This window comes from uncultured Formosa sp., assembly GCF_947500765.1.
In the GTDB taxonomy this organism is placed as follows: Bacteria; Bacteroidota; Bacteroidia; order Flavobacteriales; family Flavobacteriaceae; genus Formosa.
Map to the genome: position 1 here is coordinate 13,908 of NZ_CANMTH010000016.1, position 18,071 is coordinate 31,978.

Below are 18,071 nucleotides of genomic sequence, written 5' to 3' on the forward strand. Positions count from 1 at the left end.
TTAAAACAGTATTAATATGCTGTATACTGGACCGTATCAAACACCCCGTAATTATCTTGACTAGGAATATGATCGCCTATAAACTGTAAGTTCTCTACACTACAAAAAATATAGAAACGCGTATCTTCTCCATAGTTAAGGTTAAGTCTAGTCTTCTCTACATCATCTATAAACCATACAGCTAAATACTTTTCATTAACTAGTTTTAAATCCAATTCTACGGTATACCATTTATTTCTCTCAATCGTTTTTACAATAGATTGAAAAGGATTTGCTTGAGATGTCATATAAACAACCAAATCGTTCTCCTTAGCATTTAAATCTTGTCTAACACTTTCACTACCGTAACCAATCTCAAAATCTAGTTCATGTCCATCATCAGAATAAATAAAAGCACCTACACTCGCTTTATCTCCTACTCCCATCTCTGGCACAAAAATTCGCCACAAATATCGGCCTTGTTTATAATTTTTTTCCTGCGTTTTAATTTTAGGTCTATCCCAAGTATTAGCTCTAGTATAAATCTTTAACACACCATTACTGATATTATAATTAATTTGATTGTTTAAATTTTGAGAACCATCTTTCCAACCTTCTAAAGTGTCAAACTCCCAAGTATTAGAATTAAGATTTTCATCTTGCGCTTCTAATGTATTTTCTTGACTCGAACATGCTTGAAGACACAACACTTGAATAAAAAAAAACAAATAATTCCTTAACTGTATATAATTAATATCTGACTTCATTAAAATATATTTTATGTATTGAATAAAGTAATGAAGAAACGAAAATTCACACCTACTACTTTTTCGTCAAAATACCGTTACATATCAGTATAACACTCATAATCTGCAAAATATAGCTTTACAAAAATATTTTTTTTGATAAAAATATCTATTTTTGAGAAGGACATCCTTAATACTATTATTCATTTATCTAGAAAAAACCTTATTCAATATATGTCGAATACACATCTAAACATCAATATTTATTCTGACAAGATTAGTACGGGGAATGCCGCAGGAGAAGCTATAGAGAACTGTATCTTAAAATTGCAAGCGACACAATCTATGGTTCGTATTATTTTTGCTGCTGCCCCGTCTCAAGATTCTATGTTTAGTTATTTAACAAAATCTGAACGCATAGATTGGAATAAAATAACAGCATTTAATATGGATGAATATATAGGGTTAGAATCTGGCTCTGAAGCATTATTTTCTTCTTACCTTGAACGCAATCTTTTTTCTAGAGTAACTATTACACATAAAAATCTTATAAATCCTGAACATAACATTTCAGAAGAACTTATAAATTATTCTAAGTTACTACTAGAAGCACCTATAGATATTGTTTGTCTAGGAATAGGTGAAAATGGTCATATCGCATTTAACGATCCGCCAGTAGCAGATTTTAACGATCCAGAAACAATGAAAGTTGTTTTATTAGACGAAAAGTGTCGTGTACAACAAGTAAACGATGGGTGTTTTGAAACTATAAACGATGTGCCAAAACAAGCAGTGACCTTAACTATACCTCCCCTTTTTAAAGCCAATTACCTATTCTGTGTTGTATTGGGAGTAAATAAAAGTGAAGCTGTTAAAAACACAATTACAGGACCAGTTTCTACATTATGCCCAGCATCGATACTTACAACACATGTAAATTGTAAATTTTATTTTGATACAGCTGCATATAGTAAAATTTAATAGTAATTGAATATTCTAATTTATAACATTATTTAAACGAATAAAATCAGATGAAATACAAGTATATATTTAGCTGTTTACTATTAATAACGACTGTCTTTGGACAACCTAATTTAAATGCTCAAACAGTAGAAAAAACACCTTTTAAAGCATTTAATATTAAAGGATTTCATCTGGATTTAAGAATACAAGTCATGACGCCGAAAGCGCTTAATGAGTTTGCAAACACACTCGCTTCTTTAGGTATAAACACGCTTGTTATGGAATGGGAAGGCACATTCCCTTTTGAAAAACATGCGACCATTTCAAATGAATATTCATATAGCAAACAAGAAATAGAAGATTTTATTTCACATTGTAATGCTTTAGGTATAGAAGTTATTCCGCTACAACAATCATTAGGGCATGTAGAGTATATTTTGCGCAATCCTAGATATGCAAATTTAAAAGAAGACAACAAAGACATCTCCCAATTATGTCCTATGGAAGTTGCAGACAATAAAGCACTCTTTACAGATTTACTAACAGAATTAGCAAACACACATAACTCTGACTATATTCATATTGGTGGAGATGAAACCTATTTACTAGGACATTGCGATAAATGTAAGGAAAAAGTAGAGTCTGAAGGGAAATCGAAACTATTTGTAGATCATATGAAGATGATTGCAGACATTATTATTGGGTTAGGAAAAAGACCTGTAATGTGGGCAGATATTATTTTAAAACACCCAGAAGCAGCAGCAGATTTACCTAAAGAAACCATTTTTATAGACTGGAATTATGGATGGAAAATTAATCATTTTGGAGACATCCCAAATTTACAAAAATTAGGATTCACATTTTGGGGATCACCAGCAATACGCTCTCACCCAGACAACTGGTTTGTAATAGATTGGACTACCCATTTTAAAAATCAAAATGAGTTTATTCCATATGCACGACAATCTGGTTACCAAGGTATGGTTATGACGTCATGGTCTACCACAGGGCTTTATGGGTTTACTTGGGATGTAGGTTACGATGTTATAGATATGGTACAAATACGAAACACCTATCCGCTTTCTGGATTTAGAATTTTAATAGCAAGTTATGCCGAAGCTCTAAATAGTAACAAACCATTAAATCCTGAGGCTTTTGTTATAAAATACGGTAAAGAGAGATTTGGTTTACAACCAAATGAAGCTCTAAATCTATGGCAATTCTTATCTGTAAAACCTATACTTATAGAAAACACTAAACCTGTAAATGGAGAAAGCATTCAACACCTAAAAACAGAATATAATATTACAAGAGAAAAATTAATTAAACTAACTCCTAAAAAAAATCAAGAAGAATTTAATCATTTTAAATTAATGGCAGATTTAAGAATGCAATATCTAAATTTTAAAGCAATAGAATCTGAATATAATTCCCCAGACTTCAGGATATCGCAAACGTCTGGATTAATAGAGCGGTTAGATACAATTCTTGAAGATGCAAAAAGCTTAGACCAAAGATTTATTGCTTTAAATAAGGACTTTCTTTATAATACAGAATTAGAAGAACAAAATGCAATACGAGTACAAGCTGTACATGTGCTTTATAATAGATTAGCAAAATTAAAAGAATAAATCTTCTAACTATTCGTCTTGCTTTATTTGTAGCAAAACACTTATAAACGGGCTTGCTTTAATACATAAAACGAGCCTACAATCCCAAAACCACTCCCTTATTTAATCTACTTTGTAATATAACTTATATAATTATATGTGCTGATGCGTTATTTCTAAATGTAAAACATACAATTTCTAAACGTAATTATTTTTTTACGATAAATACGTCACTAAATAATTACGGACTTTACATATTAAACTCTTGTTTTTTCTTTTTATGATAGAATAAACCATGTTAATACTACGTTTTAACATATCGAATTAGTTGTAGTCTATGTTTAAAAAAAAGTTAGTTATGTTTGTACAAGACTCACAACATTGATGATATTTTAACAATTTTAAATGTTTTTTTTATATTACATGAAGCAGAAAATCCTTTTGATAATCGTATTAAGTTTATTTTTTAATACTCTTTTTAGTCAAAGTGAAAGTTCCTTTTTGCATATCTCTCCTAAAACAGAAAACGGATATCGTACAATAAAAAACACCATACAAGACTCTCTTGGTTACATTTGGATGTCACAATCTAATGGCCTTATGAAATATGACGGGTACGATTATATGTTTCAGTCTGTAGATTCTATCTTCAATAAAACAAATATTGATGATGAGGTTGAAACTATAAATTTAGACCTCCAAAACAACCTTTTAGTACTTTCAAAAAAAGGCTTATTAGCAAAACGAGAAAAAAACGGTAATTACACACAACTTAATGACAGATTATCGAAATCTGAAGCGCCCCTTTTAGTCAATAAAATTTTTGTGAAAAATTCAAAAATATGGATTATTGATTTTTCTAACACCATTCACATTCTAAATGATAAATCTTTCAAAATTGAACATACACAATTAATACCTGAGACAGATTTAAAGGGAAGTGAAATCATTGATTTAACCGTAATATCTCAAGAAGATATATTTATAACAACCAATAAAGGACAGTTATTTAGATGTTACAATAGCGAAATTTTAGAAATAAAAGGAGACTACAACAACCATCCTGGGATTATGTATTTAACGTTATCTAACACTAACGATTTATGGATAGGCACAAAATATATGGGGTTATTTAAATATAACCTATTAACGAATAAAACCAAACACTATTCCTACTACAAAGACGGCGTAGATATACTAGAAAACGACATGATTTTAACCATGTTTAAAGATAGTGATGGTATTATTTGGGTTGGTTCTGATGGAGAAGGTTTATACCGGATAGACCCCGTTACAGAGCATATAATTCGTTACAAACACACATCTCTAAACAAATCATCTTTAAGTACAAATTCAATCATACACATTAATGAAGATTCTGACAAAAATTTATGGGTTATTTCTAATTATGGAGATATTAATATACTAGTTAATAACACGAATAAAATATTTCATCATAACGGATTAAAAGGAAACATTTCTGCTCGTGTTTTATCTTTATTAAAAGACACGAATAATAATATTTGGATAGGAACAGACGGAAAAGGTCTAACAAAGAAGAACTTAATTACAGGGCAAGAAAAACAATTCTTAACCATTAATAATTCTATTGAAGGGTTTTACATTCAAACCATTACCGAGGACGACAACAATAACATTTGGATTGGGACCTATAAAAACGGACTCTGGTTTTATAATTCAAAACAAGATACGGTATCAAAAATATCATTATTACATGCTGAAGGAAAAGAACCTTCGGACGTGTTAACAACATTTAAAGATAGTAAAGGACGAATCTGGGTTGCTTCAGATGTGTGTTTATATATTTTCAATTCAAAAAAAGAAAAGATCGCCACTTTTAAATTCGGAGAACACAACTTAAATGGAGAGTTAATTAGATGTGTTGTAGAAGATGCTAGTGGCAAAATTTGGTTAGGTGTAGATAATGGAGGCCTTTTTATTTTTAATGAAGAAACCATCTTAAAAAACTCAGTTTTTCAAAACATACAATATGGAAATAAAAAGCAATACAATTCTATTGTTTCTATGGCTTATGACGGTGATGAGAAAATATGGTTAGTCGATTTAGAAGGTCAAATTTATTTTATTAATGTTAATGATAAATCCTTTAAAAAATTCAATGATTTTAAAACGTTAGAAGGCACAGATTTTCATACCGTTTTAATTGAAGATAAAAACAATCTTTGGTTAGGCTCTAATAACGGGTTGTGGAATATTAATGTAAAAGATGAAACTAGCGAAAGATACACCAAAGCAGATGGTTTTTTTAGCGATTATTACACGCAAAGAAGTGCATTTAAAGACAAATCTGGAATGTTATATTTTGGAGGACTTAATGGTGTAGATGGTTTTTATCCGAATAATATTAGCAAAACAAAAATTCACCCACAGCTATTAATAAATTCAATTGAAATTCTTAATAAATCTGCATCTATAATAATTCCTAACCAAATAAAAGATGGTGTAGAGAAAACAATAGATTTAAAATTAAAAGCAAATCAATCTTCATTTCTATTTAAATTCTCGGCCATTGGAAATATTTTAAATAATAATTACCTGTATGCTTATAGGTTAAGAGGCTTTAACAATGAGTGGATAATTACAAAAGACACACGTATTGCAAGCTATACAAATATTCCTCACGGAGATTACACCTTCGAAGTAAAGGCGGCTACAACCAAAGGAAATTGGGACATTCCTATAAAAACAATTGCAATTACAATTGCACCTCCATTATGGATGCATCCGTTAGCGTTCTTAATTTACACATTACTTTTATTTACCGTATTATATGGTATTTACAAATGGTATTATTTAAAGAAAAATCTAATTCTTCAGAAAGTAAAAAATGAAGAAGAAGCAAATAGTTATTATGAAAAAATGAACTTTTTTTCTAAAATGTCTCATGAAATACAAACACCATTAACATTAATAATGGGACCTGCAGAGGAAATTATAAAAAAAACACAAAATAACAACGACCCCATTCTTAATCAACGTTTAAAAGTTATTTATAACAATGCAAAACGCCTGTCAAGAATTACAAATACGCTTACCACAATTAGAAATAAAGAAATTGGCCAACTCAAGTTAAAAGTTACAGAAAATAATATTATAAAAAAACTAAGTAAAATTTCTGATTCTTTTATAGAGGAAGCTCGATTTAAGAAAATTGATTTTGAACTAGAAAATTTTGAAACCGAATATCTATTATGGTTTGACAAAGAATTAGTCGAGCACATTATATATAATTTATTATCTAATGCATTTAAATATACACCTGTTGAAGGTAAAATAACAATTAAAACAAGCTTAGATGAAGATGCTCAGAAATTAAACATTTCAATTATAGATTCTGGTTATGGCATCTCTAAGAAAGAATACAACGACATATTTAAACTTTTTTACAGATCTAATAATACCGTTTTCAGCAAAGGGATGGGCATAGGATTAGCTTTTGTAAAAGAATTAGTTAACCTACATAAAGCAGAAATACATGTCAAGTCTAAATTAAAGAAAGGCACAACTTTTACAGTATCCTTCCCTCTTAACAAAGACGCTTATTCTGCAAGCGAAAGAGTTGAATTGAAAAAGACATCTATTAAAAAAAACATAGACCTTTCTTCTCTAAATAAAGTAGAATACAAAAGTAGCCAGAATAAAGAATCGATACTTATTGTTGAAGACAACTATGAAATGTTGCATTTCTTATTAGAAGTATTTAATGAAAACTATAATGTTTATGGTGCATACAATGGCCAAGAAGGATTAAAAATGGTTAAAGATTTTTTACCCGATATTATAATTTCAGACATTACAATGCCAAATATGGACGGTTTAGAAATGTGTAAGATTTTACAAAAAGATAGAGAAGTTTCACACATTCCATTAATATTTTTAACTGCGAAAAATCCTACTGGTTATAAATTAAAAGGTTTAAAATATGGAGCAATAGAATTTATGAGAAAACCTTTTGATATTAATGAACTACAATTAAAGGTTCGTAATATCTTAGTTCAAAATCAAAAAATATACACAAAAGCGAATCTAAAACATTTAAGTGCCCCCGAACAAACTATTGAAAAATCTAAGGATGATGAGTTTATAGAAAAATTAATAGCCATATTAAATGCCAATTTAGATAACCCAGAATTTAAACTTGAAAGTCTTTCAGACTCTATGGGCATGAGTTATTCTAATATTTACAGAAAATGTCAGAAATTAACAGGAAAAACAATTGTAGATTTATTAAGGTTATTGCGTTTAAAAAGAGCCGCTATTTTAATTATTAAAAATAAACTTAATGTTTCTGAAGCTTGTTTTGCTGTCGGATTTAATGATCCTAGATATTTTTCAAAATGTTTTAAATCGCAATTTAAACTTACACCTTCTCAATTCAAGAAAGAAGCTAAAAACATTGAAGCAGATACTTTTTTAGAGCGATTTGAATTGTAATTTTTAGAATATGTTTTTATAAAAACCCTCATTAAACATAATTATCTAGATGAGGCTCCCAACTATACGTATTATATTTAAGTTTATAAGAAGTAATTTCTACTTGTAACACATTTTTTAATGTATTTCTAACACCTTTTACCCCACCAAAGTCTCCTTGATACCAAAACAGTAGTTTAGACGTTTTAATGGTTTTATTCACATTATCTATCGTCGTTTCAGAAGATATAAATGCATACATAGCATTATCTAGCTGTTCATTTAATTTTTCAAGGGTGTAAAATGCTATTGGCGGACAACTTTTTGCACCACAATTTAAAGCAAAATGAATGCGATAATCAATCTCTTTTACGGCTAATTTTCTAATTAAAGTAGGTGTAAAAAGATTAGGCAAATACCCTAAACTTTTTTTCCACCTATATCGTCTTAAAATACCATGCTCAATATCGTCTAAACTAAATAGCGTTTCTGCAATAGTAATTTCTTTTTTTAAAAAGACATCCTTGCCTTCTACACTTAAACGATTAGCTAATATTTGATAATATGCATTATAAATATTAACCCAAAATGTTTTCTTTTCTTGATCTGTAACTAATTGAAAAAATAATGTTGTAATAGAAAACTTGCTTAACACTTGCTCTAACGGTGTTGTGTCTTTTTGAAGTTTAACAAGTAATAATAACTCTCCCGACAGAGAAAGTAAAGTATGGTCTTTTTTCATTAATTTAAGTGCTTCTATTGGGAGTAAATGATATGTTTTTTAATTAGGAAATACCTGCTCTATAAAAATAATTAATCCTCTTAAATTTTAATTACTTAGTGATTGTTTGGTGGCAATCTGATTTAATTTCTCAAGTTTTTTATTCCAATTTTTTTCAATCATCATTAAAATACTATGTTTCATAATGTTTCCGATCACATTAAATTCTAAAAATAAATCTAAACTTAAATTTGTTTGAAATTCATTCATTTTATCTAAACGAAGTACATAATGAAAATTTTTAACAAACATCATATCCCTAGTTTTCTCTCCATAAATGAGACTTTCTTCTGATTTTTCTGAAGTCGTTTCAAAATTTAATTTTCCAAATTGTAAAACACAATTGTGCTGCGTACCAATTCGGTTAATTTTATTTTCATCAAAATCTATACGCTTTACACTTTCATCCCATAAATGCCTGTATTTAAGATTACTTATTAACACATACAGACTATCAATATCTGAATCTATTGTTTTTTGAATGCTTTGTATAGGAGCTACCACTTTGTTTTCTTGTAATTGTTTTTCTCGAATCTCGACTTCATTTTTTATATGATTTAAATTCGTATAAAAATATATTACTTCTTGTTCATCGTATATTTCTTTTAGCGATTTCCATCCGGTATCAAACTGATTTTCATACAGCTTGTGTACTGCACTTGAAACAAGTAAATATTCATCTAAAGGCACATTATTTTTTAATAATCTATGTACTTTTATAACATCTGTACCATAAGGTTTTACAATGTTTTTTACCTTAATAAAGTTTAGATTGCCATAATGAACAATAAATTTTAATTCTAAATTATTGGTAGTTTTACAAGCACCACAATTACAAATACGTTTACGTTCATACATTTTAGTATGGGTATGAAACGCTTGCATCATTTTTCGTGTTTGGTTTAAAATATCATCAAACTGAAGCTCTTTAGTTGTGTACATAAACAAAGCATCACCCTCTACTTCTACCAATTTAAAATCGATTGGATTAGTATCTATTAAGATTTCTAATAATTCTGAAATAATATGAATACTATGCTCAATTTCTGTGGTATTTACAAATTCAGAAAAACCACTAATATCTGGCATAAAGTAAAATGCTTTTTTCATACGCTAGTTTTTAACTTAGTCGAAAGAAAAACTTATACTAAACAGTATTTTCATTTTATATAATCGAATTTTAAAATATTCCCTTTTCCTTTCCTTCCTTCGTTAGAAATATACAAGTCTCCATTTTCTGAAAAGAAGATGCCTTCCGGTTGCTTAAAAAGCGGATAGTCTAACGAATATTTATTTAAAATATCACCATCTAAATTCATTTCGACCATTAATTTGCCAACCGATGAAATAATAAATAAGGTGTTTGTTTTAGGATTAATAGCTAAACCACTTGGTGCAAAATGGTGTTTCTTATTTTGAAATTTAAAATCTTGTTTTGAGATGGAATAAGCTGGAGTTTTGTTTAATGTATTTGTATCTAAGTTAAATGCGTAAATTACATTTTTAGTTTCGTTATTAATTTTCACCTCTTCTTTACAAGCAATTAATAAACGATTCCTTTCTTTATCAAAATACAACCCTTCTGTGTCTTCTTTTTCTGATAAAAAAGTTTTGTATTTTTTAACTTTGGGTTTCTTGTTAAAGTTGTTAATTTCATAAATAGTTCCGTTAGATTTTAGAACATAAATAACATCATCAACAACAACTAAATCTTCATAATCACCGTCTTTACCAAATTTATATGTATCCTCTACTGTTTTTGTCTCAAGATTATATGCATACAATTTACCTTCTTCATCATTAACACTTAAAATGTTTGGAAAATTTAAAACTGAAATCCCTGAAATTTCAACTAATTTTTTAGGCATTTCCCATACACGAGATGGTTCGTTTAAATGATAAATTGAAGAATTAATCTCTGATTTAGGATTTTTACAAGTCATAAAAAACAAAAGGAGAAAAACATTTTTAAACATAATATCTGGTTTACTAATTAAAAACGAATGTGAATTTAGTGTTTTACTAAGAAAAAGAAAATATAGCTACTGTAAACTTAAAGCCTATTATAGTAACAATCATCTTAAATTGTGACATTATATATTCTTTATTTTATATTGTTTTACTGAGAATTGAATTAATTGAATAAAACCTAGAACCAAAAACAAAAGAGCTATAATAAGATTTAAATAGGGACTAAATACAGCAACATTGTCTTCAAAAATAAACTTACCAACATAAGCAAACGTTAACATCCCTGAACAAGTTCCTAGTAATGCGCCAGGTATAAAAATCATATTAGATTTTTTATTTTCGGCAAGTTTATCTGTACGAAATAAATATAAATATACTCCAGACCAGTATGGCCATTGTACAAAATTTAAACTGTTTAATAACAGCCCTAGTACTATAGAATATTTAAATTGCATAACATCTTTTAAAGAAAAACTGCTTGTATTGTTTAATGTTAAAAATAAATAAGAAGCAATGCCTAAAAGGAACAGTATTGTAAATACATCAATAAAAACTAATACTTTTTTTTGTTTAACTAACCATTTTGCAAACCGACTTACAGTGTACATCACAAAAAACTCGATGATTATAATTCCAAAAACGAATAAAAAAGTATTTACAGAGCCTTGTTCGATTAATATTTCTAAAGCAATTATATTTAGATAACTTAATGGTAAAGACCCCAAGAAGCTTATAAAAAAGCCAAGCCAAAAGGGTTTTCTGTTTGAGAGATGTTTTACTATTAATTTCAAAATCTTAGCTTAAAAGTTTTAAATTTTTTCTTAATGAATTATTCCCTTTAATCATTTTTATAGATTCTGAAAAGGTTAAATATCGACTTCCTTTTTTTAAATTATAGGTGCTAATTTTGTATAAAATATTGTAATGTTTTATAATCTCTTTCCAAGCAAAAAAGATAGAATGTTTAGGATCGTAAATATGTGTAGGTTCACTCCCAGCACCATTAAGTTCGATTATAGAAAAGTTTTTTCCTACTTCTAAATCTTCACGCGAATGGAATTTTATATCTAATCTTCCAAAGTGAAAATCCGGAATTTGTTTACAAATATCATCAAATGTATTTGTTAATGTATTATTAGCCCAATCGCTAACATCTGTAAATTTACTACCTCTTACATGATTACCAAAAGGCATTAAATTAAATACTTCGTCCTTTAATAATATTGATTCTAAAAAATCTCCATACTTATTTTTAAGCGTATCTAATTGCAATAAAAACCTTGGGTTTTCGTGTATAAGTTCTGTAATGGTGTGCTTTCCATTTCCTTTTACAATTAAAAAATCTTTGTAAACAATTCCAGAAATCACACCCTTAGTTTCGTAAGGCATTCGGTAATAAAACAAGCCAATTTCTAAGTCATAATTAATGAATTCTTGAATTAAAAAATCATAATTAACGTTCTTTAAATAATATTCTAACGCATCCCAATTTTCAATTTTTTCTACTCGTAATCCTTGTAATCCTATATCTGGTTTAATAATTAATGGGAACAAAAGATTTGTATGTTGTAATTCTGTTTTAATAGCTTCTAAAGATGTTCCTGATTTAAACAATAGTGTTTCTGGAATATATTGATTTGGAATTAAATCGTAGATTTCCTTTTTACTTTCCATAGCAAATCCACCATTAATAATTCTCGGGTTACTGGCATTAAAAAAACCTAAAGAACGTGCCTTGATACTTAAATATATCCAATAAAAATAGATTGGAAAATATACAATATAAGTATTCCAATATTCCCAATGCGTTAATTTATGTAAGGTGTTTTTTATTTTAATCACAATGAAATTTCTTTAATGGGTGTATTATTAATTCTATCGATATAAGTCATTTTAATAGTGTTGTTTTTCAAAATTAACTGACTAATACTTACCGTAGTTAAGACATCATTACGATTAATAATCAAACCATATTCATTGTTTGAAGGTTGTGTGTTATTATGAAATTTTAGAATATTAACGTCATCTATTTTATTCTGTTTTTGAATAAAATCTTTAAACCATTGTTTTCGCAAATCTTGTTGTTCGCGATTATAAAGTGTTGCAGACGACCAAATAAAAGGCTGAGACACATCATAATTAATACGATATTTATGTCTTGAGTCCCATTTTAATTCGGTTAACTTATTATGCTGTGCCACAATTAAAGTAAAAGGTTCAATATGCGTTAAATCTATTTCAATAAAATAATTTAGAACATCTTCTGCGTCTAAAATCTCTAATAAAATGGTTCCTCTACTTTTTCTATAATTTTCTTTTTTCTCATGATTCTCGAATGCCCCATTTAGCAAGACTATACAAGTCCCTTTTTCGTTTCCTGCAATCCAAGTCCCGCCTGCTTGTTTGTCTTTAGGATAAACTACTCTAGTATTATTTATGATGTAAATTTCGGGAGCTAATGTAGGGCGATGTGTTTTTTCATCTCTATTAGAGGTTAAAATAAAACCATCGGTTTGCGGAATATAAGTTACTGTGCACATGTTTTTCTATATCTTATTGTTGCTGGTGCCAACCCAAAAGTATCATCTATAAAAGACATGCTATTTAATTCTAATAACCCCACTTTTATTAACGCTTGATGATGAATACTGTGTTCTAAACAATATGCCAACTCTCTTAAAAAAGAAGTCTGTATTTGTATTTGTTTTCTGTCTTCTGCAGAAAAATCGCCTTCAAGAACTAGAAGCGTATCTCCTTTAATTTGATTTAAAGCGGTATTAATCTCGTCAATTATTTGAATAGCATATTGCGTTTCTGTTTCAATTAGAAGATTTCTTTTACGATTATCATAATTAATTGTTTTTGTTTTTAAACCGTTAATTACACTCTGATAAAACTCTAAAATATGTCTTACATGTTGCCCAATAGTTGCTCCAAACATAGTGCTAGATTTATGCTGATATTGCTCATCTAATAATTGGTGTAATACGCTCTTTATTTCGTTTAAATTTTCTTGGCAATAGGTTTTCATATAATAGTCGGTAAAAAATTTCAGATTGGTTTTGATAACAAATACCTTATAAATAGACGTTCAAAATTATTTTCCTAACATTTTTTTATTTAAAAATTGTAAAAACTACTCACATTTAACGGCCATAATTGATTTAGGAAGGTATTTTACATTAAAAAATTACGTGCAACAAATTAACTTTAACCAACTAAAAATGATAATACTATACGTTCTAACAAATTTTTAAATTATAAAAAGTTTATTTAATGTTACATGTTAGAATTATTTGTCACCACTATTAAAAGCAAGAAAGACCAACAGGAACTATTGAAATATGGTTGAAGTATTTTTGAAAGAATAGAAATGTGTAATAAACATAGAAACTCTAGCTTACTATGCAGTAGTAGCAAAATTAAAAGCATTGTAAGTTACTTAATAAGTTTAAATAAGGAAAAAATAATATAATTACCATTAAATAAAATAGTCCCGCTACAAAGCTAATTATAACTTATGTAGCGGGACTAATAATGAATAGAGAGAAAATATTAATATGATAAGACTTCTATCTCTGTTCGTCTATTTTCTTGATGTAATTCTTTAGAACATGGAACACCGTTTTTACACTTATTAACTAAACGTGTTTCCCCATAACCTTTAGCAATCATTCTATCCCTAGCGATACCTCTACTAACAAGATAATCTACTGCAGATTGTGCTCTGTTTTGCGATAATTTAATATTATAATCATCATCTCCTCGACTATCGGTATGAGATGACAACTCTATTTTTAAAGTTGGGTTATCTCTCATAATTCTTATCAATTCATTTAGTACAATCTGGGCATCTGTTCTAATATTGTACTTATCAAAATCATAAAAAATACCTTCGATAACAAACTTCTTACCAACTTCAAGAAGTGGCTTTAAATGTAAAGCTACTTTAATGGTATCATTCTTAATATTATTTTTTGTACTAATTGTTAATGAATCTGAATAAAATTCTTGCTTTTGACTTAATAATTTGAATTCTGTTCCTGGGGTTAATTCAAAAATAAAATCACCTTCATATCCACTTGATTTTTGAGCGATAAGCTCTCTGTCTTTAGAGAATAGACTAACTTTTACATCTGATAATTCTTTATCTGTAGTTTCTCCTTCATAAGTAATCCCTTGAAGAACAATAACTAGTTTAGGCTCCTCGTATTTGAATGAATAAATATCGTCTTTCCCTATACCTCCAGATCTATTTGAAGAGAAAAAGCCACTTAATTTTTTTTCTTTCTCTTTATTTATCACATATGCAAAATCATCTCCTCCACTGTTTACAGGATACTTTAGGTTTTCTGGATTTGACCATCTGTCTTTAGAACCTTTAGCTTTAAAAATATCTAAGCCTCCTAACCCTACTAAACTATTACTTGAAAAATAAAGTGTTCCATCTGGAGCAATACTAGGAAACATTTCATTTTTATAACCATTTATAGTTTTTCCTGCATTTATAGGTTCTCCCCAACTGCCATCTGCTTGTTTTTCTGAGTACCAAATATCTGAACCACCAATACTTCCTTCCATATCCGACACATAATATAATATTTGTTCGTCTGTACTTAAAGTAGCATGTCCAATTGAATATTTTTTTACATTATTATAGGCAAAAGGTCTTGCAACCCATCCTTCATTTTCTTTGGTATAAATATATAGCTCTAACTTATTGGTTTTGTACTTAACTTTACCTTTTTTAGTTTTTTGTCCATCTTTTCCAGAATATGTACGCGTTACATAAAACACGTTACCAGACTTATTACTGGCTACAGGACCAACATGAAATTTATGATTTCCTTTATTAAAAACAACATTTTCGAATCTTGTATTACTAAGTTCTAAACTTGTACTATCTACATCTGCTTTAAATATCTTTAAAAAAGAAGCTCCTGTCCAACTTAAATGTTCTAATTTTCCTGATTTTGGTTCTTCACCTGTATAATAAACTTCATTATTTAGCGGATAAGCTGCAAATTCTGAAAGCGGAGTATTAACTTCTTTTTCATTTTTAATTTTGTAATCCAATGGATTTGCCATCCATTTTATTGCGGCATCACAACCTGCCATTTGAATGGCAACATCTTGATTACTACCTTCAGTTTGGATATATTTTTCTAAAACTTTTTTAGCTTCTGCATAACGAGCCGTTTGTTTTAAAGTTGTTGCATATAACAACAAATTTTCTGGATTACTTTTTGGGTAATCTACTATTCGGGCATACCAGTTTGAAGACAGCTCGTAATCGTTTACTTGACTGTAACAATAAGCCAATCTTTCCATATCTATTAACTTTGGCTTTTCGACATCTGTAAGTTTTTGATATAAGAGTATTGCTTTTCCATACTGGTAACTATCAAAGTATTCATTTGCTTTTTTTCGGTTACTAGGCTGTTCTTGTGCTTGCACAGACATTAAGCTCATTAAACTCAATAGTAATATTGCGTATATTTTCATTTTAATCTATTTAAAATCTATTGGTAAACATTTTAAAAGAATCTTGGACTAATCAATCTTTTAGAACTTGATGAGAAGGTATAACCTAAAGTAAGTTCATGAGAACCACTCTCGGAATTACCTAAGGTATTCAGCATATAATCATAAGAATATCCAATACGTAATTTATCGTTAATATAAAATTGAACGATTCCAGATATTGCATTAGTAGATTTTAAACTGTCACTGTAATCTTCATAATCTTTATCGAAAATTGAAATTCCTGTTCTATAACTAGCACCAAACCAAAACTTATCATTGTAAATCAACATTCCGTTAATGTCTAAACTAGTTGGTCCTTTAAAATCATCTTTAACAAGAATACTTGGTCTTAATTTCAAATACGAATTCAAATTAAAAAGAACACCACTTATAAAATACATATGCTTATTCTGATCAACATTATAATAAGTATCGTCTGTTCCAAAAAGATAATTTTCCGTGTCTTCTAAAATATTCATAAAAGAAATTCCTGCATACCATTTTGGACTATAATAATATAATCCTAATCTAAGATTCCATTTCCAAACAGTTTCATTTGTATTAAATAAAGCGCTGTCTGTTCCATTTACAGGAGAAAACATTGAACCATCTAAACCATAACTACCAACGCCTGCTGCTATACCTAAGCTTAAACGTTGAGTGTCTTCATCATTTAACCTTAATCGATACGCGTAGTTTCCATAAATTGTTGTTGCTTTTTGTGGACCTAATTGATCTGATGTAACCTGAAATCCTACACCAACATTTCTAGTATCTGGAGACACAATTCCATCTATAGATACTTGTCCTGTTTGTGGCGCTCCATCTAAACCTGCCCATTGATTTCTTAATCCTACTTGAGCAAACCATTGATCTTTATAACCTGCATAAGCAGGATTTACACTTAACGTATTAAAAATATATTGTGTAAACTGAATTTCCTGTTGAGCTCTTAACTCTGGTGCTTTAAAAAGCACCAAGAGCATTAATATTAGCAAATAATATTCTTTTTTCATTCGTTTATGAACTTCTTTATTAATAATCTTTACTTTAATAATTAGTCTTTTATGTAAAGCCATCCGTCATACCCTTTTACACCACCTTGCTTATCGGTTAGTTTTATATGGTAATAATATGTTCCTTTATTTAATCCTTCTCCTGAGAAACCGTTACTGTTAGAATACTCAGAATTTCTATAGACTTCATTACCCCATCTGTTAAAAATTAACACCTGAGCTTTACTGTAAAATTCTAAACCTATAATTTCAAAAGTGTCATTTTTTCCATCCTTATTAGGAGTTATAACATTTGGAATAAATAATCCTGATATATCTATAGTAACTGTAGCCACATTTGACCATTGACCATTTCCATCTTGAACCATATAAGTAAAACTATCTTCTCCGGTATATTTAAGACTAGAATCTGGAGTATATATTACTTCACAACCAGATGTTAACTCTACTGTACCATATTGTGGTTGGTCAATAATTTCAATAGTACTACAGATTAAATCTGTATCATAAGAAATATCATTATCTAAAATTGAAATACTTACTGATTCTTCAATTGTTGTTTCAGCTTTATCATCTATAGCCTCAGGTGGAGTAATATCTAAATCTGTTTCAGTAAGATCATCATTATCTAATGCCGTACCTGAAGTATCATATACTGTTTCTCCTTGCAAATCATCCCCCATGACAAGTGCAGTGTTAATTACATATCCTAAATCTAAATCGTCCTGAATTACGAAATAATTAGTAGTAAAAGTTGTACTGTCACTTTCTCCTGGAGCCAAACTTGATATATTACCACTTAAATCTCCTCCTAATAATGGATCATTAATAGTAATATTAGTTAAGGTAACATTACCTGTATTTGTTACAGTAAACACATAAGTAATAACCTTATTCACTTTGTCATAACTTCCTTCTTTTACTAGACTAATTGATGGATTAGTATTTAAAGTAGTGACAGTTGCATCATCAGGTTCGCCATCGTTATTGGCATCGGCATTGGTGGTATCGGTTGGATCATCTG

General features: G+C 29.0%; 14 protein-coding genes. 3 read left to right on the forward strand and 11 right to left on the reverse strand.

All coding sequences use genetic code 11. From position 1 onward, the window contains the following. Nucleotides 1–11 precede the first annotated feature (11 nt). On the reverse strand, nt 12–746 hold the full coding sequence (locus tag Q1B05_RS17700; RefSeq protein ID WP_299782629.1) for a hypothetical protein: 735 nt from the start codon (nt 744–746) through the stop codon (nt 12–14). Between the two features lie 135 nt (nt 747–881). Here Q1B05_RS17700 and Q1B05_RS17705 point away from each other — a divergent pair, with 135 nt between their 5' ends. The 3 genes from Q1B05_RS17705 (at nt 882) to Q1B05_RS17715 (ending at nt 7,774) form a co-directional block, all read left to right on the forward strand. Beyond that, on the forward strand, nt 882–1,706 hold the full coding sequence (locus Q1B05_RS17705) for a 6-phosphogluconolactonase (protein WP_299782630.1): 825 nt from the start codon (nt 882–884) through the stop codon (nt 1,704–1,706). Nucleotides 1,707–1,756: 50 nt separating this feature from the next. Continuing rightward, complete coding sequence (locus Q1B05_RS17710; protein WP_299782631.1) at nt 1,757–3,319, forward strand: family 20 glycosylhydrolase; 1,563 nt, start codon at nt 1,757–1,759, stop codon at nt 3,317–3,319. A gap of 402 nt (nt 3,320–3,721) precedes the next feature. Continuing rightward, on the forward strand, nt 3,722–7,774 hold the full coding sequence (locus Q1B05_RS17715; RefSeq protein WP_299782632.1) for a two-component regulator propeller domain-containing protein: 4,053 nt from the start codon (nt 3,722–3,724) through the stop codon (nt 7,772–7,774). Between the two features lie 31 nt (nt 7,775–7,805). On the opposite strand, the gene Q1B05_RS17720 is transcribed toward Q1B05_RS17715, so the two are convergent. The 10 genes from Q1B05_RS17720 to Q1B05_RS17765 form a co-directional block, all read right to left on the reverse strand. Continuing rightward, nucleotides 7,806–8,495 carry a DUF547 domain-containing protein gene (locus Q1B05_RS17720; protein WP_299782633.1) on the reverse strand — a complete coding sequence of 230 codons (690 nt, stop codon included), beginning with the start codon at nt 8,493–8,495 and terminating at the stop codon, nt 7,806–7,808. Between the two features lie 87 nt (nt 8,496–8,582). Beyond that, entirely contained in the window at nt 8,583–9,644 is a 1,062-nt protein-coding gene (locus Q1B05_RS17725) for a DUF2652 domain-containing protein (protein WP_299782634.1), read from the reverse strand. 50 nt (nt 9,645–9,694) lie between these two features. Continuing rightward, nucleotides 9,695–10,477, reverse strand: coding sequence for an SdiA-regulated domain-containing protein (locus Q1B05_RS17730; protein ID WP_299782635.1), 783 nt, complete (start codon nt 10,475–10,477; stop codon nt 9,695–9,697). A 150-nt stretch (nt 10,478–10,627) separates the two neighbouring features. Beyond that, entirely contained in the window at nt 10,628–11,296 is a 669-nt protein-coding gene (locus Q1B05_RS17735) for a hypothetical protein (protein WP_299782637.1), read from the reverse strand. A 4-nt stretch (nt 11,297–11,300) separates the two neighbouring features. Beyond that, nucleotides 11,301–12,347 (reverse strand): D-alanine--D-alanine ligase, encoded by a 1,047-nt coding sequence (locus Q1B05_RS17740; RefSeq protein ID WP_299782639.1) that lies wholly within the window; start codon nt 12,345–12,347, stop codon nt 11,301–11,303. Beyond that, nucleotides 12,344–13,045 carry an NRDE family protein gene (locus Q1B05_RS17745; protein ID WP_299782641.1) on the reverse strand — a complete coding sequence of 234 codons (702 nt, stop codon included), beginning with the start codon at nt 13,043–13,045 and terminating at the stop codon, nt 12,344–12,346. The genes Q1B05_RS17740 and Q1B05_RS17745 overlap by 4 nt, the downstream gene beginning before the upstream one ends. Continuing rightward, on the reverse strand, nt 13,033–13,536 hold the full coding sequence (locus Q1B05_RS17750) for a DinB family protein (protein ID WP_299782643.1): 504 nt from the start codon (nt 13,534–13,536) through the stop codon (nt 13,033–13,035). Before Q1B05_RS17750 ends, Q1B05_RS17745 begins: the two co-directional genes overlap by 13 nt. Before the next feature lie 524 nt (nt 13,537–14,060). Next, nucleotides 14,061–16,010, reverse strand: coding sequence for an OmpA family protein (locus tag Q1B05_RS17755; protein ID WP_299782645.1), 1,950 nt, complete (start codon nt 16,008–16,010; stop codon nt 14,061–14,063). Between the two features lie 32 nt (nt 16,011–16,042). Continuing rightward, nucleotides 16,043–17,047, reverse strand: coding sequence for a type IX secretion system membrane protein PorP/SprF (locus Q1B05_RS17760; RefSeq protein ID WP_299782647.1), 1,005 nt, complete (start codon nt 17,045–17,047; stop codon nt 16,043–16,045). Between the two features lie 41 nt (nt 17,048–17,088). Then, nucleotides 17,089–18,071, reverse strand: a 983-nt coding sequence (locus tag Q1B05_RS17765) for a gliding motility-associated C-terminal domain-containing protein (RefSeq protein WP_299782649.1), incomplete at its 5' end; no start/stop codon positions are given.